Origin of the sequence: Planococcus sp. 11815, from assembly GCF_051096385.1 — a bacterium.
Classification (GTDB): Bacteria; Bacillota; Bacilli; order Bacillales_A; family Planococcaceae; genus Planococcus; species Planococcus citreus.
In genome coordinates this window covers 2,828,591-2,854,091 of sequence record NZ_CP096991.1, presented here as the reverse complement: position 1 = coordinate 2,854,091, position 25,501 = coordinate 2,828,591, and the positions used below count along the sequence as shown (strand labels likewise).

Annotated in this window: 24 protein-coding genes and 1 other annotated feature; of the genes, 20 read left to right on the top strand and 4 right to left on the bottom strand. The window is 49.8% G+C overall.

What is annotated here, in order from left to right:
• Positions 1–16: 16 nt before the first annotated feature.
• From M1Q06_RS14300 to M1Q06_RS14290, 3 genes are read right to left on the bottom strand one after another with little or no spacing between them, the layout of a single operon-like run.
• Positions 17–2,632 (bottom strand): YfhO family protein, encoded by a 2,616-nt coding sequence (locus M1Q06_RS14300; protein WP_434400212.1) that lies wholly within the window; start codon positions 2,630–2,632, stop codon positions 17–19.
• A gap of 19 nt (positions 2,633–2,651) precedes the next feature.
• Entirely contained in the window at positions 2,652–3,047 is a 396-nt protein-coding gene (locus M1Q06_RS14295) for a GtrA family protein (protein ID WP_121299529.1), read from the bottom strand.
• Entirely contained in the window at positions 3,037–3,975 is a 939-nt protein-coding gene (locus M1Q06_RS14290) for a glycosyltransferase family 2 protein (RefSeq protein ID WP_121298646.1), read from the bottom strand. The genes M1Q06_RS14295 and M1Q06_RS14290 overlap by 11 nt, the downstream gene beginning before the upstream one ends.
• Positions 3,976–4,302: 327 nt before the next feature.
• Positions 4,303–4,527: a binding site (T-box leader), on the top strand.
• A gap of 81 nt (positions 4,528–4,608) precedes the next feature.
• On the opposite strand from M1Q06_RS14290, the gene M1Q06_RS14285 reads away from it, so the two are divergent.
• Together M1Q06_RS14285 and serA are read left to right on the top strand one after the other, a co-directional pair.
• Positions 4,609–5,766, top strand: coding sequence for a pyridoxal-phosphate-dependent aminotransferase family protein (locus M1Q06_RS14285; RefSeq protein WP_434400210.1), 1,158 nt, complete (start codon positions 4,609–4,611; stop codon positions 5,764–5,766).
• Positions 5,766–7,352, top strand: coding sequence for a phosphoglycerate dehydrogenase (gene serA / locus M1Q06_RS14280; protein ID WP_434400208.1), 1,587 nt, complete (start codon positions 5,766–5,768; stop codon positions 7,350–7,352). The genes M1Q06_RS14285 and serA overlap by 1 nt, the downstream gene beginning before the upstream one ends.
• 53 nt (positions 7,353–7,405) lie before the next feature.
• Here the strand turns inward: serA and M1Q06_RS14275 are convergent, their stop codons facing one another.
• The gene (locus M1Q06_RS14275) at positions 7,406–8,206 is read right to left on the bottom strand and encodes an HAD family hydrolase (RefSeq protein WP_434400206.1); all 801 of its coding nucleotides are present in this window, start codon (positions 8,204–8,206) and stop codon (positions 7,406–7,408) included.
• Between the two features lie 224 nt (positions 8,207–8,430).
• Between M1Q06_RS14275 and M1Q06_RS14270 the strand changes: the two genes are divergently transcribed.
• The 18 genes from M1Q06_RS14270 (at position 8,431) to M1Q06_RS14185 (ending at position 25,485) form a co-directional block, all read left to right on the top strand.
• Positions 8,431–9,528, top strand: coding sequence for a nitric oxide synthase oxygenase (locus M1Q06_RS14270; RefSeq protein ID WP_434400204.1), 1,098 nt, complete (start codon positions 8,431–8,433; stop codon positions 9,526–9,528).
• Positions 9,529–9,704: 176 nt separating this feature from the next.
• Positions 9,705–10,870, top strand: a protein-coding gene (locus M1Q06_RS14265) for an IS3 family transposase (RefSeq protein ID WP_434400202.1) whose coding sequence is annotated in 2 segments (ribosomal slippage) — positions 9,705–9,981 and positions 9,981–10,870 — 1,167 coding nt in all. Because the reading frame shifts where the segments join, the coding sequence is not laid out codon by codon here.
• A 150-nt stretch (positions 10,871–11,020) separates the two neighbouring features.
• On the top strand, positions 11,021–11,737 hold the full coding sequence (locus M1Q06_RS14260) for a YebC/PmpR family DNA-binding transcriptional regulator (protein ID WP_058382784.1): 717 nt from the start codon (positions 11,021–11,023) through the stop codon (positions 11,735–11,737).
• A gap of 219 nt (positions 11,738–11,956) precedes the next feature.
• Entirely contained in the window at positions 11,957–13,546 is a 1,590-nt protein-coding gene (locus M1Q06_RS14255) for a class I adenylate-forming enzyme family protein (protein WP_434400199.1), read from the top strand.
• Positions 13,539–14,765, top strand: coding sequence for an acyl-CoA dehydrogenase family protein (locus M1Q06_RS14250; protein ID WP_121298636.1), 1,227 nt, complete (start codon positions 13,539–13,541; stop codon positions 14,763–14,765). The genes M1Q06_RS14255 and M1Q06_RS14250 overlap by 8 nt, the downstream gene beginning before the upstream one ends.
• A gap of 34 nt (positions 14,766–14,799) precedes the next feature.
• Complete coding sequence (locus tag M1Q06_RS14245) at positions 14,800–15,780, top strand: NADPH:quinone oxidoreductase family protein (protein WP_434400197.1); 981 nt, start codon at positions 14,800–14,802, stop codon at positions 15,778–15,780.
• Between the two features lie 13 nt (positions 15,781–15,793).
• A complete protein-coding gene (locus M1Q06_RS14240; protein ID WP_434400195.1) occupies positions 15,794–16,570 on the top strand; it encodes an enoyl-CoA hydratase/isomerase family protein in 777 nt (258 codons plus the stop codon).
• Positions 16,571–16,627: 57 nt separating this feature from the next.
• The gene (gene dctP / locus M1Q06_RS14235; RefSeq protein WP_434400193.1) at positions 16,628–17,740 is read left to right on the top strand and encodes a TRAP transporter substrate-binding protein DctP; all 1,113 of its coding nucleotides are present in this window, start codon (positions 16,628–16,630) and stop codon (positions 17,738–17,740) included.
• A 75-nt stretch (positions 17,741–17,815) separates the two neighbouring features.
• Positions 17,816–19,138 (top strand): TRAP transporter large permease, encoded by a 1,323-nt coding sequence (locus M1Q06_RS14230; protein WP_121298630.1) that lies wholly within the window; start codon positions 17,816–17,818, stop codon positions 19,136–19,138.
• A gap of 15 nt (positions 19,139–19,153) precedes the next feature.
• Positions 19,154–19,702, top strand: a complete 549-nt coding sequence (locus M1Q06_RS14225) for a TRAP transporter small permease (protein ID WP_434400191.1) — start codon at positions 19,154–19,156, stop codon at positions 19,700–19,702.
• 24 nt (positions 19,703–19,726) lie between these two features.
• On the top strand, positions 19,727–20,320 hold the full coding sequence (locus M1Q06_RS14220; RefSeq protein ID WP_121298626.1) for a TetR/AcrR family transcriptional regulator: 594 nt from the start codon (positions 19,727–19,729) through the stop codon (positions 20,318–20,320).
• A gap of 18 nt (positions 20,321–20,338) precedes the next feature.
• The gene (locus M1Q06_RS14215; RefSeq protein WP_434400189.1) at positions 20,339–21,082 is read left to right on the top strand and encodes a 2-phosphosulfolactate phosphatase; all 744 of its coding nucleotides are present in this window, start codon (positions 20,339–20,341) and stop codon (positions 21,080–21,082) included.
• Between the two features lie 12 nt (positions 21,083–21,094).
• Positions 21,095–21,877 (top strand): enoyl-CoA hydratase/isomerase family protein, encoded by a 783-nt coding sequence (locus M1Q06_RS14210; protein WP_241663067.1) that lies wholly within the window; start codon positions 21,095–21,097, stop codon positions 21,875–21,877.
• Between the two features lie 16 nt (positions 21,878–21,893).
• A complete protein-coding gene (locus M1Q06_RS14205; protein WP_121298622.1) occupies positions 21,894–22,739 on the top strand; it encodes a 3-hydroxybutyryl-CoA dehydrogenase in 846 nt (281 codons plus the stop codon).
• A 16-nt stretch (positions 22,740–22,755) separates the two neighbouring features.
• A complete protein-coding gene (locus M1Q06_RS14200; protein WP_434400186.1) occupies positions 22,756–23,808 on the top strand; it encodes a phosphotransferase family protein in 1,053 nt (350 codons plus the stop codon).
• A gap of 69 nt (positions 23,809–23,877) precedes the next feature.
• Positions 23,878–24,330, top strand: a complete 453-nt coding sequence (locus M1Q06_RS14195; RefSeq protein ID WP_434400185.1) for an FAS1-like dehydratase domain-containing protein — start codon at positions 23,878–23,880, stop codon at positions 24,328–24,330.
• Complete coding sequence (locus M1Q06_RS14190) at positions 24,302–24,661, top strand: MaoC/PaaZ C-terminal domain-containing protein (protein WP_434400183.1); 360 nt, start codon at positions 24,302–24,304, stop codon at positions 24,659–24,661. Before M1Q06_RS14195 ends, M1Q06_RS14190 begins: the two co-directional genes overlap by 29 nt.
• Positions 24,662–24,711: 50 nt before the next feature.
• Complete coding sequence (locus M1Q06_RS14185) at positions 24,712–25,485, top strand: SDR family NAD(P)-dependent oxidoreductase (RefSeq protein ID WP_121298614.1); 774 nt, start codon at positions 24,712–24,714, stop codon at positions 25,483–25,485.
• Positions 25,486–25,501 lie beyond the last annotated feature (16 nt).

Sequence of the window (25,501 nt, the reverse complement as noted above, 5' to 3'; positions counted from 1 at the left end):
AGGGGAGCTAAACCCGTCAATTCGTCATGGTGTCTTTTGGCTCATCCCCGCGGGCTTCGTTTCGTTTTCGCCGGCGCAGCCAAAATAAGCCGAGGGCGAGCGACAACATACTGATGAACAGGGAAGGCAAGAAGAACGGCGGGCGATAGCGGAGCTCAATTTCGTTCATCCCGTCTTCGAGCGGAACGGCTAAAAACGCATAATTGGCTTTTAACACATCGACCGGTTCATCATTGATGGTCGCCTGCCAACCTCTTTCGTAAGGAATCGATAAATTGAGGTAAGGGGCACCGTCTTGATTGTCGTAAGTGACGTCAACCTGGCTGCCGTCGATTTTCAAATTGCTCGTGCGGTCTGCTAAAGCATTTTGTTCTCTTAAAAGGGCATAAGGCTCTTTGACAATTTCAATATCCGTCAGCTCATATGTTCCTTCAGGCATGCGGATTTCAATTTTTTGTGCAGCCTCGACACGGATCGTCAAGTCGTCGACAAAGGTCTTGTAAATCGATTGATTGGATTTGCGGGTCGTCCGGTATTCATTGATTTCGAGCGGGAAGCCCTGGTCCGCTGCGGTATTTTCCAGATGGAAAGAGATATACAAATCGCCTTCTTCCGGAACTTCATCGAGCAGCAAATCAATTCCGCCGGTTTCTTCGGAAATATCGAGTACGCCGTCTTCGTAATTCGCACCCACTTCTTCGATTTCATAATCAGCTTCTCCCGGGAAGCGGTCGGGAAGGGGTTCGGTTTCAGTTGTTTCGTCCAAGACAATTCCGCTGAGCATGGCATGTTCACGCAGCAACGGCGGTTCATCCTTTAGCTGGGACTCTTGATACACCTGGAAAGCCGGCCGCGCGAAAGGCAGTGGGTAGCGATTTTGATATGCGATGAAATTATCGGTAGCGGCAAATTTGCGGAAACCGTATGGCACATTCGGGTCGTCCCGTTCCCGTATGGCATAATTGCCTTGCAAAAGACTGTGTAGATTGCTGCGGTTGCCAAGTGTCGCATAGCGGCTGACGCTTTCCCGCTGCATATCGATCTCCAAATCGTATAAATAGAAGTACAGCAAGTTTTTGTTCAAGATGCTGGAATAAGCGCTGAGCCCTTGGAAGTCCTGGACAATCGGCGTATTGTTGCGGACGCCTTCCATCCAGTCGATGCGGTACATCTCGCTCGTTTCGCGTCCTTTAATTTCGTCGATCAAAGCACGAACTTCCGCGTTGTCGTAATCTTCCCCGGTAATTAAAGCTTCATCGACATCCGCGATATCGGCGTTATCCAGCAATTTTTCGCTTTGGTAGACATTGGCAGTTGCCAACACCAAAGCGAGCAGCACAGCAGCCAGCAGCGGTTTTTGCGATCGCTGCCGAATGGCCGTAGCGGCCAACACGGCTGCCAAGGTCAGTACGAGACCCGCCAGTGCCAGGCGCGGATAAAGCGTGGTGAATTCAAGTGCTTCATCTCGCCAAGCGAACCATCCATAAAGAAGGGCGGTCAAAATCGCAGCCGTGGCAACATCTTTCAAGCGCAGCTTATGAAAATGATCCAAGCCGCTGGCAATGGCGCCTGCAGCCACAAATGACATAAAATATTCCCAGCGGTGCTGGGGCGCAGAAAACCCATTGAAAATACTGCCGACCATCGGGCTGTGATACAAGACGATCGTCAGGATGCCGATCAATGCAAAAAGACGGAAACGCTGAAGTTTATACAGCGCCGGAATGAAGAGAAATAGCATGAACATGGCCGGCAACAGGATGTAGCGGCTCATGAACAGAATGTTTTCCGTTTCCTCGAACCAGAGAATATCCTGCTGGAACGCTGGGCGATGGTTGTTCAAGAACGCATATACAGAAGGGATAAATGACACCATGGACATGCCCGCACCGATCAATCCGGCAATCAAGAACAATACAATGGCCTTTTTCCATTTCGTTTCCGCCTTTTCAAGCGGGATGAACAAGCGGAATAAAATATAGATGCCTGCCAAGAGGAAGTTAATATAAGCGAAATAGAAATTGTCGATCATCGAAATCGCGATTGCAAACATAAACCAGCCCGGTTTTTGTTCGCGGAAGATTTTTTCCGCACCGAAAATCAGCAAGGGCAGCCAGATGAACGCATCCGCAAAAAACTCCCAAAAAGCCGCATGGCGAAAGTACATCCCAGAGATGCCATAGATACTTGCCCCGACAAATGCCGATAAGCGCGAAATGCGCATATAGCGGAACAATGTGTAAGTGACGATCAGAACGATCGCCAACCGGGCGACGCTGATGAACACGGAAGCGTTGGCCCAGAACAGGACATCCGGATCACCGATCAATTGAAGTGAATCGAGCAAATAGACGATCACGAGTGTCGAGATATACACGAAAGACGTCGAAAAATAATACGATAGTTCGCTGAATATGCCAGCACCGAGGCCGAAATCGAAAGAATAGAAGAATTCACCTTGCGTGTAGTGGTCATAAAGCAATTGCTTAAACGGCATCATTTGGGCGAGGCCGTCATTGGGCCCGGCCATGAACTGGTTTTGGGTCCATTGAAACAGAAATATGCCATGGCCGATGATGGCCATGGCTAGAAATGCAATTGTCAGTAGAAGATAGGGACGAAAAGAACGCATAATGCCACCGTCTTTATGATTATTTGGATTGCACCGGCGCTTTCAGGATTTTTCCGGAAACGACAAAGGTCACCGGAATGGTGAAAATCACTGCGGCAAACGGCGCGATATTGCTGTTGATATGAAGGAATTCCACGAATATAAAAATCAGGAATGTAGAAACCGACATATTCACGACTTGCGTTAGCGGGAAATACAAATACTTCTTCAATGTCGGTTTGACACGATACGTTACGTAAGTGTTCAGGAAAAACGAAATGTTCAAGCTGATCAAAAATCCGATGACATGGGACAGCATATAGGCCCAATCGAGCACATTATGCAAAAACAGGTAGATGGAGTAATAGCTGAGCGTGTTGACGACCCCAACAAAAACAAAGCGGGTAAACTCCGTATTCAAGCGTTTAAGATTCATCGTATTCATCCACATTGCTCATGTCGACCAAGAAATGGGGCCGCTGCTTGGTCTCGTTATAGATGCGTCCGACGTATTCGCCGATGACGCCAAGGCTGATCAATTGAATGCCGCCAAGTAGCAAAATCGCCGTGATGGTCGTGAAATAACCGGGTGCGATGACGCCCCGCACCATGATTTGGTAAAACGTAAAAGCGATATAAAGCAAGGACAGGAACAAAACGAGAAATCCTGTGTAAAAACAGATGCGCAAGGGTTTCATATTGAATGAAATGATCCCGTCGATGCCGTAATTGACGAGGCTTGCGAAGGACCATTTGGAATCGCCTTCTGCGCGCACGACATTTTCATAGCTGATGGTTTTCTTGCTGAGGCCAATCCACGAATAAATGCCTTTGGAAAAGCGGTTGCTCTCGCTGAGCGACAGGATGGAATTGATGGCTTTGCGGCTCAAGAGGCGGAAATCGCCTTCGCCGTCTTCGAAGCTGACATCGGTTACGGAATTGACTATTTTGTAGTATAGGGAAGAAAATGCACTGCGCAGTTTCGAATCTCCTTTGCGAGACCGTTTGGCGACGACTTGATGGAAGCCGTCTTCATAGCCTTGGATCATTTCGCAGATGAGTGTGGGTGGGTGCTGCATATCGCTGTCCATCAGGATGGCAGCGTCTCCTTTGATTCGTTTCATGCCTGCAAACATGGCGGATTCTTTCCCGAAATTACGGGACAGGGAAATATATTTTACGGTTTCGTGTTCGTTGGCGAGTTTGAGTATTTCGTCTAAAGTTCCGTCACTGCTGCCGTCATTGATAAACATGATTTCATACAGATAAGGAAGCGGCTCAAGTTCTTGCACCAAAGTCTTGTACATCGAAGCGATGTTCGCTTCTTCGTTGAAAGCTGGCACAATAATAGAGATCAGCTTCATAATGGTGTTCTCCTTTCAATGGGCATTCAAAATCTTCCCTGAAAATCCATTTACCCATTTTTCAGGACATTATTCCTGGAAAATGCCAATAAGGAAAAAGGAAGCTCCATTCATTATACGCAAAATCCGCTTTGCTGACATGTCAGGGCTATTACAATTGAATTACCCTGGAATGCGGAATTCTCTGAAAAAAAAAAGAAAAGATTTTTTGCGCAACGGCTACAGTAACAGCGGCATTGGAAACGCTTGCAAAGAAATCTTAATATTTTTTATATATTGACAATAGTTTTTTCCGTATATATGATGGACTCAATTCACTAATATCGATTAACTATTGCGACGGAGATAGGCCGTATGCAGAGGAATCCAAAGAGAGCTGATGGGTGGTGCGAATCAGCGGTTCCAGCATTCGGCAGCACTCCCGAATAGATGTGCTGAAACTGTAGTAGGCCCATCCGCTTCATGCCCGTTACGCATGATATTAATGAGGCTGCCTGCAACTTGGGCAGTGAATTAGGGTGGTACCGCGACTAGAGACTCTTCGCCCCTTGCATCTTGGATGTGGGGCGTAGAGTCTTTTTTTGTATACAAATTTCCAGAATCAATTTTTTCAAATCGAAAGGGGACATTATCATGCTGACAGACCAACAAATTTTGCGAATTCCAGGACCGACACCGATTCCGCCAAGTGTAGGGCGTGCCATGGCACAACCGATGATCGGACACCGCGGGGAAAGCACGTATTCATTGATCAGAGATATCCGCCCGAAATTGAAAAAAGTATTTGGCACAAAAGAAGAAGTGATGATTTTGACAGGCAGCGGAACTTCCGCGCTGGAAAGTGCAGTAGTCAATACCGTGGCGCCAGGCGACGAAGTAATGGTGCTTGTCACCGGCGCATTCGGCGAGCGTTTTGCTAAAATCTGCCAAGCCTACGGAATCACGACGCATGTGTTCAACGTGGAATGGGGGCAAGCGGTGGATCCGGAAGCCGTGAAAAACTTCCTTGGGGAGCATCCGGACATCCGCGTCATTTTCTCTACGTTCTGTGAAACCTCAACCGGCGTCCTGAACCCGATCAAAGAACTTGCCGAGACGGTAAAACAAGTGTCGGACGCGCTGATCGTCGTTGACGGCGTTTCATGCGTAGCGGGTACAGAGACGGAAATGGACAAATGGGGCATCGATGTTGTCGTCACCGGCTCCCAAAAAGCGTTTATGCTGCCGGCGGGTCTCGCATTCATCGCAGCGAGCAAGCGGGCATGGAAAAAAATCGAAGCCAATCCGCAGCCGCGCTTTTATTTGGATTTGAAAAAGCACCGCGACAATATCGAAAAAGACACGACACCGTTCACGCCAGCGATCTCCATTCTTTACGGCTTGCAGCAAGTATTGAATTTATTGGAGGAAGAAGGACTGGAGAACGTTTACCGCCGTCACCGCTTGATGCGCGATATGACACGCGCCGCATTCAAAGCGCTGAACGTCCGTTTGCTGACAAGCGATGAGGATGCATCACCGACCGTCACCGCTGTATATCCGGAAGATTTTGATGCAGAACAGTTCCGCAAAGTGCTGAAAGAAGAGTTTGCCATTGAATTTGCGGGTGGCCAGCAGCATCTCGCGAAGACAATCTTCCGCATCGGGCATATGGGCTATTGCTCCCCGGCGGAAGTGTTGCAGGCACTCGCCGCATCGGAAGTGGTCTTGAAGAAACTTGGGCAAGATATCACGCTTGGCGCGGGCATCGCAGCCGCGCAGCAAGTCTTTTTGGAAGGGAAGGATAAATAATGACATTTCATGTGTTGATCAGCGACCCCCTATCAGAAGAAGGCGTATATCCGCTGCGCCACGCCGACGGCATCAACATCGTCATGGAGACGAATTTATCTGAAGCTGAACTTGCCGAACGCATCGACGGGTTCGATGCGTTGCTCGTCCGCAGCCAGACGCAAGTGACGCGTGAGCTTATCGAAAAAGCATCCAATTTGAAAATCATCGGCCGCGCAGGCGTTGGGGTTGATAACATCGATTTGGAAGCGGCAACCGAGCATGGCATTATTGTCGTCAATGCACCGGACGGCAATACCAACTCGGCTGCCGAACACACGATGGCCATGCTCATGGGCATGGCACGCAAGATTCCACAAGCCTATAATTCCCTCAAGCAAGGCAAATGGGACCGCAAAGCCTATGTCGGCGTCGAATTGAAAAACAAGACGCTCGGCGTCGTCGGCTTCGGCCGCATCGGCCAGGAAGTGGCGGCGCGCGCTAAGGGCCAGCGCATGAACATCATTGCCTACGATCCATTTTTGACTGCTGAAAAAGCGGAAAAACTCGGCGTTGACTTCGGTTCGGTGGAAGATGTCTTGAAAGCGGCTGACTTTGTCACGGTTCACACGCCGCTACTCAAAGAAACCAAGCATTTGATCAATGCGGAAGCTTTTAAAGTGATGAAAGACGGCGTGCAGATCATCAACTGCGCGCGCGGCGGCATCATCGACGAAAGCGCCTTATATGATGCGGTGAAGTCCGGCAAAGTGGCCGGTGCCGCGCTTGATGTCTTCGAACAAGAGCCGATGGTCGATTTCCGCTTGTTGGAATTGCCAGAGATCATCGCGACGCCTCACCTCGGAGCGAGCACGTTCGAAGCGCAGGAAAGCGTCGCAGTCGATGTCAGCCAAGATGTTGTTAGCTTCGTCAAATACGGCACGGTCCGCAATTCGGTAAACTTGCCGTCTGTACCGAAAGAAATCATGAAACGCATTGAGCCATATTTCGATTTGGCAGAACGCATCGGTACGTTCCTCACTGATTTGACAGGTGAAACGGCCGATGAAGTGAATGTCTACTATTCAGGCGAACTTGCCAACCTGGAAGTCGGCCCCTTGACGCGCAATATGCTCAAAGGGATGCTCAAACGCCATCTCGGCAAGCACGTCAATGACGTCAACGCGATGTATATCGCCAACCAAAAAGGCATCCATGTCAACGAACACAAATCGACCGAATCCCGCGGCTTTACGAACCTCATCACTGTCGAAGTGAAAACGCAGAGCGGCACGCGGAAAGCATCCGGCACGCTATTGAACGGCCAAGGCGCACGCATCGTCAAAGTGGATGATTATATCGTCGACTTCCTGCCGAACGGCCACCTGTTGTTCATCCGCCATAATGACCGTCCAGGCGTCATCGGCCGCGTCGGCACATTGCTCGGGGCAGAAGACATCAATATCGCAACAATGCAGGTAGGGCGTTCGAATGTCGGAGGCGATGCAATCATGATGTTGTCGATCGACAAGCACGCCGATCCGGAAGATTTGGAAGAATTGAAGAAACTCGAAGAAATCGAAAGCGTTACGGCGATCGATCTGTAAAAATAAAGCGCCCGCCCCGATTGTCAAGAGACCAATCGGGGCGGGCGCTTTTCTTATTTAGATACAGTTTTCAATTGCTCGAGCAAAGGCAATAGCTCTCGAAGGTTCTTAATTTCGTGAGTGGCAACTACCGTTTCATGAGGCATCTTGTTTTCACGGTTCAACCAGACTGACGGGATGCCGGCACGCTCAGCGCCGAGAATATCGGTCAACGGGTTGTCGCCGACCATCAATACGTCTTCCGGGGCATAGCCGAACTTTGACAAAGCGTGTTCAAAGATGGAAGCGTCGGGCTTGCCGCACCCGAACGCGCCGGAGATGACGATGTGGTCGAAATACGGCGCAATTTCCGGTGTGATGTCGAGCTTGATCTGCTGCAGGCTTGGCGATCCATTGGTCAACAGCAATAAATCGAAACGGGCTTTCAATTGATCGAGCACTTCCAAACTGTCTTCGTAAAGTATCGGGTTGCGTTTTCTCGCTTCCGGAAAATACGCGGCGAGTTGTTTTCCTAAGGCAGGATCGTCAATGCCGAGACGTCTCAGTCCAAGTGTCCAAGCCTCTTCTTGATAGCCTGGCGCAACTTCTTTAAGTTTCTGGAAATCGTCTCCCGAATCATCGAAGCGCCCCCACAGCCCTTCAAACGGGTTGATGCCGATCATTTGCGTAAAGGCATGTGTCGAATAGCCCGCGTATAGCTTGCGGGCTTCTTCCCGCACCGCCTGTTCCAAATCACTGCAATCGGCACCTGTTTGTTTCGCTGCCCATTCGCATGTTTCACGGAACGCTTCTTTCACGCTTTGCTGATCCCATAATAAAGTGTCGTCCAAATCAAAGAAAATCGCTTTCACCATATCGAACCACTCCCTTGCTATTTTATTATGTATCAATTAGATGAATCTTATAAAAGAGTGGAAAGCGTCCGCCTGAAGCGACTGCATCGCTCTCTTTTAATTTTCAAAATACTTAATTCACTTTTTATAGTGTACTAAAGCGCAGTTGAAAATCAAAGAGTTGTCACAAATCTGACGACCGTGTGCCACTTCCGGTGGTACGATGTACGGAAAGGAGTGAAACTATGGAAAAGCTTGCACAACGCCCTCTGTTATTGGAAGAGGCAGCTCATTTCATTGAAACTTGCTATTTGGAACTGGGAAAAGGCGAACAAGAAATCCGTAGCCGTGTAGCGGAGATTGAACAGGAAATCGAGTCTACGGGCAGCTATTTACATACAATGGAAGAATTGCAGCATGGGGCGCGCATGGCGTGGCGTAATAACAATCGCTGCATCGGGCGTTTGTTTTGGCAGACTTTGGAAATTTTTGATGAACGCGAAGCGGAAACGGAAGAACAAGTATTTTCGGCCATCGTCCGCCATTTGCGCTTTGCATTCAACGGAGGGAAAATCCGCCCGGCCATTACGATTTTCAAGCAGTCAGACCAAAGCGGGATGCGCATCTGGAACCATCAATTATTGCGCTATGCAGGATATGAACGGGACGGCCGGATCGTCGGCGACTCTTCGTCTCTTGCATTTACCAAGCAATGCGAGGCGCTCGGATGGAGAGGTGCGGGCAGCGGGTTCGACTTATTACCAGTGGTGATCGGTGCAGCCGGCAATCAGCCGAAATGGTTCGAGTTGCCGACCGACGCCAAACCTGAAGTGGCGATCGGTCATCCTGACTGGCCAGCTATGGCGGAGCTCGGGCTGAAATGGTATGCAGTGCCGCTCATCTCCGATATGAAGCTTGAAATCGGGGGCATTGAATATTGCATGGCGCCTTTCAATGGCTGGTATATGGGGACGGAAATTGGCGCACGCAATTTAGCGGACGAAGATCGCTATGACCTGTTGCCTGCAATGGCAGAAATCATGGGACTCAAAACGAGTTCACAGCGGACACTATGGAAAGATAAAGCGCTCGTCGAATTGAACGTGGCGGTGCTTGAATCATTTGCGGAGGCGGGCGTGACCATCGTCGATCACCATACCGCCGCCAAGCAGTTCAAGAATTTCGAGAAAATCGAAGAACGAGAAGGGCGCCAAGTCACGGGCAATTGGGCGTGGCTGATCCCGCCGATGTCGCCGGCAACTACGCATATTTTCCATAAGCCTTATAAAAACGACGTCGTCAAACCGAATTATTTTTACCAGCAAACGCCTTATAAAGAATAAAAGTGAAATCGCTTTAACTGTCCCGCTGGAGCTATTCACAGCCGGGACAGCTAAAGCGATTTTTGTGGGTAAAGAAAATTAGCGGATGGATAGACTAACACAGTAAATTGAGACACTATAAAACACCTTCGAGATGGTACACTTACCACAAGTACTGAAATCGGAGGTGTTTTTGCATGGGCAAAAACGTGTATTCAAGCGACGTCAAATGGGCGGTCGTAAAAGACAAAATGAGTGGCCAATTCACGAATCAAGAAATCATGGAGAAATACGGGATCAAGAATGTCTCCCAGATCAAGACGTGGATGAAATGGTATCGAAACAATGAGATCCATCGATTCGACCAACCGATTGGCAAGCAATATTCGTTCGGTCATGGGCCGGAATTCGCCAGTGAGTTGGAAAAGAAAGATCGTCAAAATGCCCATCTGCGGATGGAGAATGACATCTTAAAAAAGTATTTGGAGATCGCAAAGGAGTTGGAAAACAAGTAATTCTCCAGTTGGTGGATCAGTATCGCCGGAAATATACGGTCACGGCGATTCTTACCGCATTGGGGGTAGCACGTTCAACTTATTATCGGTGGATGGCCGAAGGCATCTCCTATGAACTAACCCAAGTCGAAAGGGATCTGATTGCATTGTGCAAGCAGACCCGGTATCGCTATGGCCACCGTAAAATTAAGAAGTTGCTCAAATCAAAATATCAGACAGTCCGGCATCGCAATACCATTCAACGCTTAATGCAAAAACACAATTTGCAATGTCGCATCAAGAAGAAGCGAAAGTGGAAGTCGCAAGGAGAATCGGTTGTTATCGCTCCCAACCTTTTGGCACGGAATTTCACTGCTTCGGCCCCGAATCAAAAATGGGTCACGGACATCACCTACATTCAGTACGGCAGTTCGACCTTGTATCTTTCCGCCATCATGGATTTGTTTAACAACGAAATTGTGGCGTACCGGCTCTATTCGCACCAACAGACCTCACTTGTCGTCGATACCTTATATGCGGCTCTAGAAAAGCGAGGCTATCCAGAAGGGGTCATTGTCCATTCGGACCAAGGGAGCGTCTACACCTCTCACGCCTATCAACAGGTGCTTCAACAGAAGCACTTAGTAAGTAGTATGTCGAGGCGTGGAAACTGTTGGGATAATGCCGTCATTGAATCGTTCCACTCAAGTATCAAGTCAGAGGAGTTTCAATTTGTTAAATTCAATTCCCTTCCGAATCTTCACGTGATTGAAAAAGTGAACAACTACATCCAGCATTATAACGAAGATCGGATTCTAACAAAATTAGGCTACTTGTCGCCCCGAGAGTTCGGGGCGCAAGCAGCCTAATAAAGGTGTTTTATGGTTGTCTCAAATCGCTATGTCAGTCTAGGAAGACGGTTTTTTAAGGCTGAAGGTCGATAGAGCGGAAGGTATTGTATTATAATAGAATGAAATGATGTTCTTCATCGTAAGAAATTTGAGAAAGAAGGAATAACAATGGGACGCAAATGGAATAATATTAAAGAGAAAAAAGCTTCCAAAGATGCCAACACAAGCCGAATCTATGCAAAATTCGGCCGTGAAATATATGTAGCCGCCAAGCAAGGCGAGCCGGACCCGGAATCGAATCAGGCATTGAAAGTCGTGCTGGAGCGCGCCAAAACCTATAACGTGCCAAGAGCCATCATCGATCGCGCTGTCGAAAAAGCAAAAGGCGGATCGGAAGAGAACTACGACGAGCTGCGTTACGAAGGATTCGGACCGAACGGCTCGATGGTCATTGTCGATACCTTGACCAACAACGTCAACCGCACCGCTTCCGACGTGCGCGCAGCATTCGGTAAAAACGGCGGCAATATGGGCGTCAGCGGATCGGTAGCCTATATGTTCGACCATACGGCGGTTATCGGCGTAGAAGGCAAGTCGGCCGACGAAGCGCTGGAACTATTGATGGAAGCGGATATTGACGTGCGTGACATCCTCGAAGAAGAGGGCACCGTCATTGTCTATGCAGAACCGGATCAATTCCACCTAGTGCAAGAAGCGTTCAAAGCGGACGGCGTAACCGACTTCACGGTCGCTGAATTGACGATGCTCCCGCAGAATGAATTGCCGCTGTCAGAAGAAGATCAGGCGCAATTCGAAAAGATGGTCGATGCTATTGAAGACCTCGAAGACGTCCAGCAGGTCTATCACAACGTCGACTTGGTATAAACAATTCTATAGACTAATCAACTTCTGTCCAAAAACGGGCAGAAGTTTTTTTGCGATAATTAATAAAAAGAATATTTAAAATAATTTAAAAATTAACTTGTAATTCAAAATATTAAAACGTATACTTTTTTTGAATCAACGTTTAATAAATGACCGGAAAGTTTATTTTTTTCAAACAGGATGTAAGGGTTTACATTTTCTTTAAAAGGAGGCTTTCGTTTGGCAGCTATTGAAACGATGGAACTTTTTGGGCGGGCGGAAGTGAAGGTGTTTGCGCAGCGCCCTTCGACAATCAGCCAATTGCTTACAGATACTGTGGCGCGCTACGGAGAAAAACCGGCAGTCGTCACGGAACAACAGACTTTAAGCTACCGGGAGCTTGACAAGCAATCGACCACGCTTGCCGCCAACCTTCAGCAGCGCGGCATTCAAGTGGGCGACCGGGTGGGTGCGGTGGTCGGAAACTGCGCTGAATTTCCAGTGGTCGTCTTCGCTTGTGCCAAGGCCGGGGCGATCATGGTACCGATCAATGTCAAACTGCAAGTCGAAGAGCTTCAATACATTATCGGGCATTCCAAGCCGAAGCTCTTGATTGTAGAAGCGGAATATGCGGAAAAAGTGAAAGAAGCCACTCGAAACAGTGGGCTGCAGGAGACGGAACAACCGGAACTCTTTATCATCGGGGATGAGAATTCCTACGGCCAATTGCTGGATGAGTCGGCTGCATTTGAACAAGTGAGCGTCGATGAACAGGATGGCGCGTTCATCCTTTATACATCGGGGACGACCGGCCGGCCTAAAGGCGCGGTGCTGGCGCATATCAATGCGGTGCACAGCGTGATGAATTACAAACGCCGTTTTGAGACCGATGATTCGATGAAAACGCTGGTCGCTGTCCCGATGTTCCATGTGACAGGGCTGGTCGGGCAACTGCTCCATATGTTTTATGTCGGCGGTACAGTCTACAGCATGAGGCGCTATCAAAATGAACGCTATATCGAGCTGATCTTGAAACACGAAATCAATTTCCTATTCAATGTGCCAACCATTTTCATCATGATGTCGACGAGCGAAGAATTCCAGCAGCATTCGTTTGGATTTGTGAAGAAAGTGGCGTTCGGCGGTTCCCCGATCTATCAGCAGACCTTCCAAATGCTGAAAGAAGCGTTCCCGAATGCACAGCTTCACAATGCATATGGGGCGACGGAAACGACATCTCCTGCCACGTTGATGCCGGTGAGTTATCCGGAATCGAAAGTGACATCGGTCGGTTTGCCGGTCGACGTCGCGGACATCAAAATCGTCGACCCGGAAGGACGAACCGTGCCGAACGGGGAATCCGGCGAATTGTATATCAAAGGACCGATGATCATCAAGGAATACTGGGACAACCCGGCCGCCAATCAGTCGAGTTTCACTGAGGGCTACTGGCATTCAGGCGACCTCGGCATTATGGATGACGACGGCTATGTCTATATCCGTGACCGCAAAAAAGACATGATCAACCGCGGCGGCGAGAAAATTTTCTCCATCGAAGTGGAGGATGCGCTGAAAAGCCATCCGGATGTCGTAGAAGCAGCTGTCATCGGAGAACCGGACCCGGTGTTCGGCGAGAAAGTGAAAGCGTTTGTCGTCGGGCCGAGACTGGATCCAGACGATTTCACGGAGTTGCAGGCGCATTGCAAGAAGACGCTTGCGAAATTCAAGGTGCCGGAACAGTTTGTGCTCTTGGAAAGCCTGCCGCGCAATGCGTCAGGAAAGATATTGAAAAACACATTAAAAGAAACAGGGGGCCGATCAAATGCTTAAGGAATTATCGCCAAAAGCGGAACAATTACGCCAGGAACTGCTGAAATTCATGGATGACTATGTCTATCCGGCTGAACAGACAGTAAAAGAATACAAAGAAACTACAAGCGACCGTTGGACCATCCCGCCGGTTATTGAAGAGCTGAAGCAAAAAGCAAAAGCGCAAGGCTTATGGAACCTCTTCCTCGACCATCCGGAATACGGGGCAGGCTTATCAAATTACGAATATTCCCATTTATGTGAAATTATGGGGCGCTCACTCATCGCTCCGGAAATCTTCAACTGCAACGCGCCGGATACCGGCAATATGGAAGTGTTCGTGAAATACGGCACGGATGAGCAGAAAAAACAATGGCTCGAGCCTTTATTGAACGGCGAAATCCGCTCATGCTTCTCCATGACAGAGCCGGACGTCGCTTCATCCGACGCCACCAATATCCAAAGCAGTATCGTCCGTGACGGCGATGAATACGTCATCAACGCCAAGAAGTGGTGGACGACAGGCGCTATGGACCCGCGCTGCAGCATCGCGATCGTCATGGGGAAAACCGATCCCGATGCCGAAAAGCACAAGCAGCAGTCGATGATCCTTGTGCCATTCGATACGCCAGGCGTCAAGATTGTCCGCCCGCTTACCGTGTTCGGCTATGACGATGCACCGCAAGGGCATGCGGAAGTGCATTACGAAAATGTCCGCGTCCCGGCGAGCAATATGCTGCTTGGTGAAGGACGAGGATTCGAGATCGCACAAGGCCGTCTCGGGCCAGGACGCATCCATCACTGTATGCGTGCAATCGGCGCTGCCGAACGTGCCCTTGAACTATTGTGTAGACGGGCGGAAAGCCGCGTCGCCTTCGGTTCGACACTGGCGGAAAAAGACGTCATCAAGGAAATCATCGCCGAAAGCCGCATCGAAATCGAACAGGCACGTTTGTTGACCTTGAACGCCGCGCACAAGATCGATGAACACGGTGCGAAAGCCGCACGCAAAGAAATCGCCATGATCAAGATTGCCGCCCCACGCGTATCGATCAATGTCATCGACCGGGCGATGCAAGTATTCGGCGGAGCCGGCCTGACAGAGGATTTCCCGCTTGCTGAACATTACGCAAACGCACGCACGTTGCGTCTTGTCGATGGGCCGGACCAAGTCCATTTGCGCGATGTCGGGCGCCTTGAACTGCGTGAGCAATTGAAAGCGAATGAAGCACGTCAATAAAAATTTGCAAACGAAGAAGATGGGAGTGGTGACAGTGAAAGCGTGGCAAGTGACAGAGCTCGGCGACCCGGAACAGGCTTTAGCCGTTGCAGAATTGCCGAAGCCAAGCCCAGGCGCGGGCGAAGCGCTCATCAAAGTGGAAGCGGCAGCGCTCAATTTCTTTGATATTCTGCAATGCCAAGGGAAATACCAGGAACGCCCCGAACTCCCCTTTACGCCAGGAGCGGAGATTGCCGGAACGATCGAAGCGCTAGGTGAAGGCACACAGGGCGAAATCGGGCAGCGTGTTCTCGCGACGCCAATGCTGCCAAGCGGCGGCCTCGCCGAATGGGCAGTCGTCAAACAACAAGGGATTTTCCCGATTCCGGATGAACTTTCGTATGCGGAAGCGGCAGCGCTATTCATTACGTACCAAACGGCTTATTTCGCCTTGCATCGCTCAGGCCATTTGAAAAAAGGCGAAGTATTGCTGGTCCATGCCGCATCAGGCGGTGTCGGGTCCGCCGCGGTCCAGCTAGGAAAAGCAGCAGGCGCGACGGTCATCGCGACTGCCGGAAGCGCGGATAAGCTTGCGGTATGCAAAGAACTTGGAGCGGATATCGTCATCAATTACCGTGAAGAGGATTTCGTCCCGAAAGTGAAAGAAGCGACCGGCGGCAAAGGGGCGGATGTTATTTTCGACCCGGTCGGCGGCGATACTTTCGACCGTTCAAGAAAATGCATCGCTTTTGAAGGCCGTATCTTGGTCATCGGTTTTGCCGGAGGGCGAATCGCCGATGCCCCGACCAACCACGCCTTGATCAAAAATTACTCGATTGTCGGCGTCCATTTCGGCTTGTTCCGCAATTTGATGCCTGACCAAGTGATGAAAGCCCATCACGAGTTAATGGCACTGTATAAAGAAGGAGCCATCAAGCCGCTCATCTATAAAGAATTCGCCTTCGATGAAGTCATCGACGCACTCGATCAGCTCGGCAGCCGAAAAACATATGGGAAATTAATAGTTACACCATAAAGGGGGAAAGCCTATGGGAAATCTTGTCCAGACAGAAGTGAACGGAGCGATTGCAAAGCTCCACATGAACCGGCCGGATAAACTCAACGCCTTATCGCGGGAGATGGTCGAAGAAATGCTCGCAGCGCTCAAGCGATTGGAAGGAGATCCAGCTGTCAGAGCCATCGTCCTGTCAGGGGAAGGGAAAGCATTTTCTGCAGGGGGCGATATTGCCTCGATGAAGTCTTTAGGCAATGCGCACGAAGTCGCTGAATGGATCGATTTCATTTCGAGCTTATCGAAAGCTTTGATGGACAGCGATAAACCCGTTATCGCCGCAGTTCACGGCTATGCAGCAGGAGCTGGTTTCAGCCTGGCGCTGGCTGCGGATTTTATCGTGGCAGACGAAGATGCTAAATTCGCTTTGAGCTTTTCGAATATCGGGTTGATTCCCGATCTCGGGCTCATCAAAGCGCTCCGTAAACGAATCAGCCCGCCGCTCGCCAAGGAATGGATCGCTTCCGCAAAAGTAATCAGCGCACAGGAAGCGCAAGATCACGGCTTGATCAATCGCATCTCAAGGGGGGATGTCGGCAAGGCCGCTATGGAATTTGCGGAATTTCTCGCACAAGGGCCAGCCATCAGCAATAAATACGTCAAATACCTGGTCAACCATTTGGATGAATTGCCGCAGGAAGCGACATTCATGCAAGAAAATCTCATCCAGACGCTGCTTCTCCAGACCGAAGACCATAAAGAAGGCATCGCTGCTTTCTTTGAGAAACGCACACCTGAATTTCAAGGGAAATGATGTAAGCGTTACCATTTGATGCGGCCACGGCACAAAAACCGGATGGAGGTATTTTCTATGAAAAAACACGGTTCTCGTTTTTTAGCAGCAGGTGCAGCAATGACCCTTCTACTTGCAGGGTGTGGCGGTGGAGATTCTGAGGGCAGTGGCGCTGAAGGGGAAACAATCACACTTCGCGCAGCCACGGGATTAAGCGCGCAGCATGCCTGGTGGGAAGCTTCGATGGTTCCCTGGATGGAGCGGGTCGAGGAATTGACGGATGGCCAAGTGCAATTTGAAACTTTCACTGGCGGAGAATTGGTTTCGGTTCCGGATGAAGGCGACGCCCTTCAAAGCGGGACGGTCGATGTCGCTTTGGTGTTGCCGATCTATCAACCGGACCAATTCCCGATGGCCGAAGTGACGATGCTGCCGCTCAACCATTCCGATACCATGATCGCTTCCAAGGCCTGGAAAAAGCTTCTGGAGAGTGAAGAAGAATTGGCGGATGGGCAAACGTATACAGAGATGCAATTCGGTGATTTCAAAGTATTCCCAGTATCGACGACACAGGAATATTCCATTTCCACGACAGGGCATGAATTCAATTCAGTTAGCGATGTCGAAGGCACATCCCTTCGCACGCCTTCCCGCATCCATGAAATGTATGCCGCGAAAACCGGCATCAATAGCGTGACCATGCCAGCTGTCGAAATCTACGATGCCCTCAGCCGCGGCACGTTTGAAGGCGCATTCTACAGCATCGCCGACTGGACAGGATACGGCTTCCAGGATTTGTTCCGCTATACGGTCACGGGCATCAACTTCGGCCATTTCAATGCATTTATCGGCATGAGCCAAAGCAGATGGGATGAACTCCCGGAAAATGTCCAGGAAGCGATGACTCAAGCCAATGAAGACATTTTCGAAGCCGGCGCCCAGGAATGGATGGACCGTGCTGAAGCGATCATCCCGGAAAATGAAGAAAACGGCGGCAAGTTCGTCGAGTTCAGTGAATTGGACCAGGAAGTGCAAGATCACTTCAATACAGGCATTGAAGATACGTGGACAGATTACGCGAAACTTCTGGAAGATAATGGGTTGCCAGGCAATGAAGTAGTCAAAATGTGGAGAGATCTCTTGATTGAAGAAGGCGGAGAAGTGCCAGAAGCGGTCATGAATTTGGAATAAGCAAGCAAGAAGAGGATAGCGCATTGAGGTGTCGCTCATCCTCTTTTTTCATAATGGAGGCAAGGAGGCCAGAGAATGGACAATTTACTGGTTATTGGAATCATTTTGGCCATGATGATCGTTTTGCTGCTGGCGGGGCTGTATATCCACTCCGTATTGCTGGCGAGCGGCATCATCGGGCTGATTCTTTTGGAAGGGTTCGGCATTTTGCCCGGTCTTCTCGGCAACGAACCGTTCAACCGCGTGGCCAGTTATACTTTGACGACCATCCCGTTGTTTGTGTTAATGGCACAATTCATCCTGCAATCGGGGCTCGTCCAGGACATCTTTTATATGGTCCATAAAGTGTCGAAAGGAAAGAACAGCCTACTCGGCGTGTTGACCTTGATTATCGGCGGGCTGTTGGGAGCGGTTTCTGGATCGGGTACAGCTACTTCAGCATCACTTGGACAAGTTGCCATTCCGGAACTCCGCAAGCATGGGTATAGTGCGCCGCTCGCCGGGGCAGTCGCTGCTTCCGGCGGGTCGCTCTCAGGAATCATCCCGCCAAGTATCATCTTGATCCTTTACGGGGTCGCTACCGAAACACCGGTCGGAAGCCTATTCGTCGGTGCATTCATCCCAGGGATTTTGACGATGTTGGTGTTTATCGCTGTCATGCTCGTCTATTTCCAATTGGGCAAAAAGAAGCAACAGGCGGCACAGGAAGAAATGTTCGAAGAAACGGTAACGGAAGAAAAGGTGCCGGTCATTCGCTTGATCATCGCCAGTGTCATTGCCGTTGCGATTGTATTCATCATTTTCGGGGGCATTTATTCAGGTGTCTTCACGCCGACGGAAGCGGGTGCTGTCGGAGCGTTCGTCGGTTTGATTGCGGCATTTTTATTGGGGAAAGTCAATTTTGCGTTCTTTAAAACCTCTTTGATTGAGACGGTGAAACTGACAGGGATGGTCATGATCATCATGATCGGCGCGCAGATCTTCGGACGCTTTGTTTCCTTGTCCTTGCTGCCGAGACGTTTGATTGAATTGATCGAACCGATCATGGACACACCGGTTCTTGTGCTGATTGTCATTTCCATCGTCTTGTTCATCATGTTCATGTTCATCGAAGGCGCAGCGGTCATTTTGATGTCGATTCCAGTCGTTCTGCCGATCATTCAGGAACTGCAAGTCGATATTCTATGGTTCGGTGTATTTGTTTCAGTCATTTGTACAATCGGCTTGATCACGCCTCCGGTGGGGTTGAGCGTATATGCGGTCGCCGGTGTCAGCGGCATCAACTCAGGTTCGATTTTCCGTTTGACGACTGTCTTTGCTTTGGTGGCGATGGTGGTCGTGACAGGATTGATGATCGCATTCCCGGGGCTTGCCACTTGGCTGCCGAATTCAATGTAGCAAAAGGAGGGAAGCATGATGAAAGGTGTATGGAAAGCGTATCGGCTTTTTCACTATTTAAAGCTTATCGGTATTTGGGTCAGCGGCATCGCGGTTGTAGCGATGATGTTATTGATTGTCTACGATGTGGTGATGCGGACGCTGTTCTCGAGTTCGATCCGCGGAGGGTTTGAAATCATCCAGAATTACATGATGCCCCTCGTCGTATTCCCCGGTCTCGCGTATGTTTATTCGTCGGGTGTCTTGCCGAAGATGGATTTACTTCTCGACCGTTTCGGGGCCGGGATGCAAAAAGTAATCATCCTGCTGATGATTTTGCTGGAGCTTTTCGTTCTGGTGCTAATCGTGCAGTTCAGCTGGGCTTATGCAATAGACGGGCTCGAGCGGGAAATTGCTTTTCCGGCGGCGGGCACACTGTATCCGCTGTATCCGTTTTTCTTCTTGATTCCGATTGCTTTTGGAATGATTGTCGTCGAAAACCTGTTTATCCTAATTCGAAATGTACTGGAGAAGAAACCTAGCCTATTGATGGAAGAGCCGAAAGGGCCAGTCGAGGATCTCTAATCAAACAGCAAATGAGGGAGTGGAATGAATCTACGGGAACGAAAAGCAGCAAAGAAACGGGAGGATATCCTTCGTTCAGCCAGTTTGGTCATTTCACGGCAGGGCTATCATAATGCAACGATGGAAGACATTGCCGCGGAATTATTGATGACAAAAGGGGCGCTCTATTATTACTTCAAGAACAAGGAAGAATTATTGTACCGCTGCCACGACTTGATCTTGACGGAAGCGAAAGAAAAGATGGAAGAGATTGTCCGGGCGGAGGTCTCGTCTGTTGAGAAGATGCGCATGGCTTTGCGCCATCATATTGAAGTGGCGATCCGCGAAAAAGAAGTGTTCAATTTGATCGTCAAACCCGAAACGACTTTTTCAGAGGATAATATCCCGGAAATTATCGAAAAGCGCGATGATTATGCAAAGCTGTTCGACCGGATCATCGACGAAGGCGCCGAACGCGGGGAATTCGAAGTTCCGGAGAAGAAAATGGCGCGCATGATCATTTTGGGGGCGACCAACTGGATTCAAGTATGGTATTCACCTGATGGCAAGTATTCGCCTGAAGATGTGGAAGAGATTTATGCCGATCTGTTATTGAAGATGCTGAGGAAAACATCCTGATTTGAAGGAATTGATGGAATGAGAAAAATACACGTCATTACGCAAAAGGAAGCAGTGAGGGAAGAGCGGCTTGCAGGATGCACAGCCGCAGTGATCGATGTATTCCTGGCGACGTCGACAATCATTTTCCTATTGGATCGCAATTATGAGCCGGTGCATGCGGTTCTCGGAAGCGAGCGGGCACTCGAACTGTCGAAGTTGCAGGAGGCCGAGCATCTATTGCTTGGCGAGTCGAAAGGCGAAGGGCTCGAGGGCTTTGATTATCCTGATCCATGCGCACTCAAGTACAGTCCGGAGCGGAAAGCAGCCATCATTTGTTCAACGAATGGCACGATTGCCATCGAAAAAGCGAAAGATGCTAAGCGATTGTACATCTCCTCGTTGGTGAATGGGCACCGTGTAGCTGAGCGCATCCACCAGGAACAGGATGGTTCATCGATTGTGCTCGTCTGTTCAGGAAATGATGATCGTTTCTCGATGGAAGATTTTATCGGTGCCGGCCAACTGGTCGAACATCTGGCGCGGTGGGGAGGCTATGAGCTATCGGATGCTGCGAAGCTTGCCCAAAAAGCGTACCGCAATTCTTATGCGGAAGGCTTCAACGAATTGCTGGACAGTGAAACGGCGGATTTGCTCAAACGCTTTAATTTTCCTGAAGCGGCAGAGTTCGTCATCCGCCATCACGAAAAGCTGGATGTGGTGCCGGTCTATGAAGACGGCATGATCGTCAAAGAGCGCGATCAAGTGAGAAATGCTGAATAAAGGAGGAACCCTATGGTGAAGCATTGGGATGCTGTACATCTGGAAACAAATGATTCTATCGCGGTGGTGACACTGGACCATCAGCCGCTCAATGTACTGGGCGATGCGGTTTTGGAACAGTTGGACCAAGCGATCGACGCGTTGCAGGAAACAGAGGTGCGGGCGGTCGTGCTGCGCTCGGCAAGTGCCAAGGCATTTGCTGCCGGTGCAGACATCAGCCAATTTCCGGAACTGACTAAAATGGGTGGCATCGAATTGCTGGAAAAGGGAAAACGGATTTTCGACAAGCTGACGGAAGGGAAAGCCCCTGTCATCTGCGCAGTTCATGGCTTAGCGCTTGGTGCAGGGCTGGAACTGGCACTTGCCTGCGACATACGCATTGCCGAACAAAACGCAAAATTCGGGCTGCCTGAAACGGGTCTTGGCATATTGCCAGGATACGGCGGAACACAGCGGCTTTCCCGTCTGGTCGGACCCGGCAAAGCCAAGGAACTTGTCCTCGCGGGAGTCTGGCTCAATGGACAGGAAGCTTACGAAGCGAAACTCGTCGAGCGGGTGGTGCCAGAAGGGCGAGCGTTTGAAACAGCTTATGCATTGGCGGAACAAATTGCCGGAAAAGGGCCGCTTGCAGTCGCCTTCGCAAAAGAAGCGATTGATGAGGGCATGGATTTGCCTCTATCCGAAGCGCAGTTTTTGGAAACGCGGATGTTCGCGAAGCTGGTCGGCACGGAAGACATGGATGAAGGTGTTCAAGCCTTCATTGAAAAACGCAAACCGAATTTCACAGGGAAATGATGAGGGGGATGAACAAATGGAGCGATTGGCAGTAATCGGCGCAGGCACAATGGGGAATGGGATCGCGCAAGTCGGTGCAGAAGGCGGCATGGACGTCATTTTATACGACCTCGATCCGGCTGGGCTGGAACGCGGAATGCAGCGCATCGACAAAACGCTGCGCCGCAACGTCGAAAAAGGGCGCATGACCGAAGAGCAACGTGAAAGCGTATGGCATCGGATCCGCCCCAGCACGGAGATCAATGACTTGAAAGAGATGGATATCGTCATCGAAGCGATCATCGAAAAACTCGAACCGAAAAAGGAATTATTCGCCCAGCTTGATCGCATTTGCCAAGCGCAGACGATTTTCGCAACGAATACGTCTGGCCTCAGCATTACAGAAATGGCTGCAAGTTCGGGCCGCAGCGCACAAGTCGTCGGCATGCATTTCTTCAACCCGGTGCCGATCATGAAACTGGTCGAAATCATCCGGGCTGAACAGACGAGCGACGAAACGTTTGAGCGGGCGCATGAAATTGCACAGCGCTTCAACAAGACCGCGATTTCCGTGAAGGAAGCGCCTTTATTTGCAGTAAACCGGATTTTGACGCCGATGATCAACGAAGCGGTCTTTGTGTTGATGGAGGGCATCGCTTCAGCTGAAGATATCGATAAAGGCATGGAACTCGGCGCAAACCATCCAATCGGCCCGCTGGCGTTGGCTGATTTGATCGGGCTCGATACGATGCTATTTGTGGCTGAGACACTTTACGAAGAAACGAAAGACTCGAAATACAGGCCGGCGCCTTTGATGAAACAATACGTGCGCGCCGGCAAGCTCGGCAGGAAGTCGGGAGAAGGATTCTTTAAATACGAATGACATGGAGGGCATCAATATGAGCGATGCAACACCGAAAACGAAGAAAACACAGGAAGTGGATTGGACAAAAGTCGAACGTTTCCTGCGCAATGCGCTTCCCCAGTTGCCAGAAGGCGAGATGAAGGTCCGCCAATTTTCTGAAGGCTATTCTAACTTGACTTATCTCCTGCAGATCGGGGACTGGGAAGGCGTTTTGAGGCGTCCGCCGTTTGGTGAGATTCCGCCCAAAGCGCACGATATGGAACGCGAATTCAAGATGCTCGAAAAAGTGCATCCAGTGTTCCCGCTGGCACCTGAACCATATGTGTATTGTGAAGATCCCGAAGTGATGGACAAGCATTTTTACGTCATGGAGAAAAAACAGGGGCTTGTCATCGATGAAGAACTTCCGGAAGTATACGGAAGCCCGGAACAAGCAGGACCGATTATTTCGAAGAATGTCATCTCGACATTGGTCCAACTGCAGGCGATCGACTACAAAGAAGCCGGACTCGCCGAGATGGGCAAACCGGAAGGATTCATGGAGCGCCAGGTGAACGGCTGGATCAAACGTTATCATCACTCCAAAACCGATGATATTGAAGGGCTTGAAGAGCTGGAGCAATGGCTTAAGGCAAATATCCCTGTTAATGAAGAAACCACAATCGTCCATAACGATTTTAAATTGAACAATATGGTGATTGACGAAGAAAGCCCAGGGCTTGCGACGGGTGTTCTTGATTGGGAATTGTCGACAATCGGCGATCCGCTCAGCGATGTCGGCTCGACTTTAGCCTACTGGGGCCAGGCGGAAGATGCGGATATCGGCATCAACATCATCTCAAGCCAGCCAGGCTTCTACAGCCGCAAGGAGTTTGTGGACGAATACGCGAAGCAAAGCGGGCGCGATGTGTCGAATATCAACTATTACCTAGCGTTCGGGTTTTATAAGCTGGCTGGGATTTTGCAGCAGATTTACTATCGTTGGAAAAACGGGGAGATTGAAGACGAGCGTTTCCGCCATTTAAATAAAGCGGTCGCGAACTTGATCGATATGGCGAACCGGACGCGCAGGGGCGAAGTGTTATAACAAGAAATCGTAGAAGTTCTTCTTGCTTGATGAAGTGAAGCGGAATGCCGGGAAGAGGAGGAAAAAGGGATGAATCAGGAATTTCATTACGCGCCGTTCCGCGTAGAAGCGGGAAAAATCCGGGAGTTCGCATTGGCTCTTGGTTTAAGGAATCCGGTTTATTTCAACAAAGAAGCAGCATTGGATGCAGGGTATCGGGATATCCCGGCTCCGCCTACATACACGACAGTCATCGATTTCTGGAATGAACTGGATTTCTATCAATTATTCAAGGTTTGGGGATTGGACCCGAATGACATACTGCACGGCGAGCAAAGTTTCGAATACGAAAAAGACATCATCAGCGGGGATGTTATTTCAGCAAAGTCCGTGCTGACTGATCGATTCGATAAAAAAGACAAACGATTTTATCAGATTGAAACGACATACCGCAATCAAGAAAATGAAGTGGTTCGCATCGGGCGGGCAACTTTAATCGAAAGGCGGGAACAGCATGGCGCAGAAATTGCCGGACATTCATAAGAAAGCACTTGCACCGATTGACATGGTGCGTTATTCGGGTGCTTCAGGCGATTTTAATGAAATCCATACGGTTTCGAAAGTTGCCCGCAGTAAAGGGTTCAAGGAACCGATTGCCCACGGCATGTTATTGATGGGCTGGGCTGCAGATGCACTGGATGAGTGGTTTCCGGGGAGGAAACTGAGTAAATTCACCGTGCGTTTTGTCGGGATGGCGCATGCAGGTGAAGCATTCATTATCGAAGGAATGCTGACAACAGATAATGCTGGGGAACTGCAGATCAAGGATGCTTCCGGAACGGGGAAACTCGTCGGAAGCTTTGAACTGGCGTGACTGCACAATCAATTGACGGAATACTTCTATAAATAGAGAGGGAGATAAGCGTGGAGGAATTTACTTATCCAAGTTTCGACCTGACTGGAAAAAAAGCGCTCATTACCGGTGGCAGCAAAGGAATTGGCCTGGCGATTGCAGCTGGGCTCGCCCATGCCGGTGCTAAAGTGCTCATTACCGGACGCGATGAAACAGTGCTCAAGGAAGCGGCAGACGAAATGAATAGCCGGAACCTTGATGTTTCCTGGAAATCGGCGGATGTGACATCCAAACAAGCCGTCGCTGAGTTATTTGAATTCATCGATGCCGATTTCGGTGGAGTGGACATTCTCGTCAATAATGCCGGAATGAACATCCGTAAACCTTTGGTGGAAGTGGAGGAAGAAGACTGGGACCGGGTGCTCGGTACCAATTTGAAAGGCATCTTCCTGGTCGGCCAGCAAGCAGCAAAGCGGATGATCGGCCAAAAAGGAGGCTGCATAATCAATATTTCATCCATTATGGGGCAAGTCGGCAATCCGCTCCAGACGAGCTATGCGGCAAGCAAAGGCGGGATCAATCAATTGACGAAAGTGTGGGCAGCGGAACTCGCTGAACATAATATCCGCGTCAACGCCTTGGCGCCCGCTTATATTAAAACACCAATGACAGAACCGTTTCTACAGGATCCGGAACGGCTAGAAAAATTGGTCAGCAGAACCATGCTGAAACGCATGGGTGAAGCAGGCGAGATGATCGGCCCTGCTTTATTCCTGGCGTCGGAAGCATCCAGCTACGTGACGGGACAGATTCTTTATGTAGATGGCGGATGGACCGCCAATTAGATAATGGGGGGAAAGA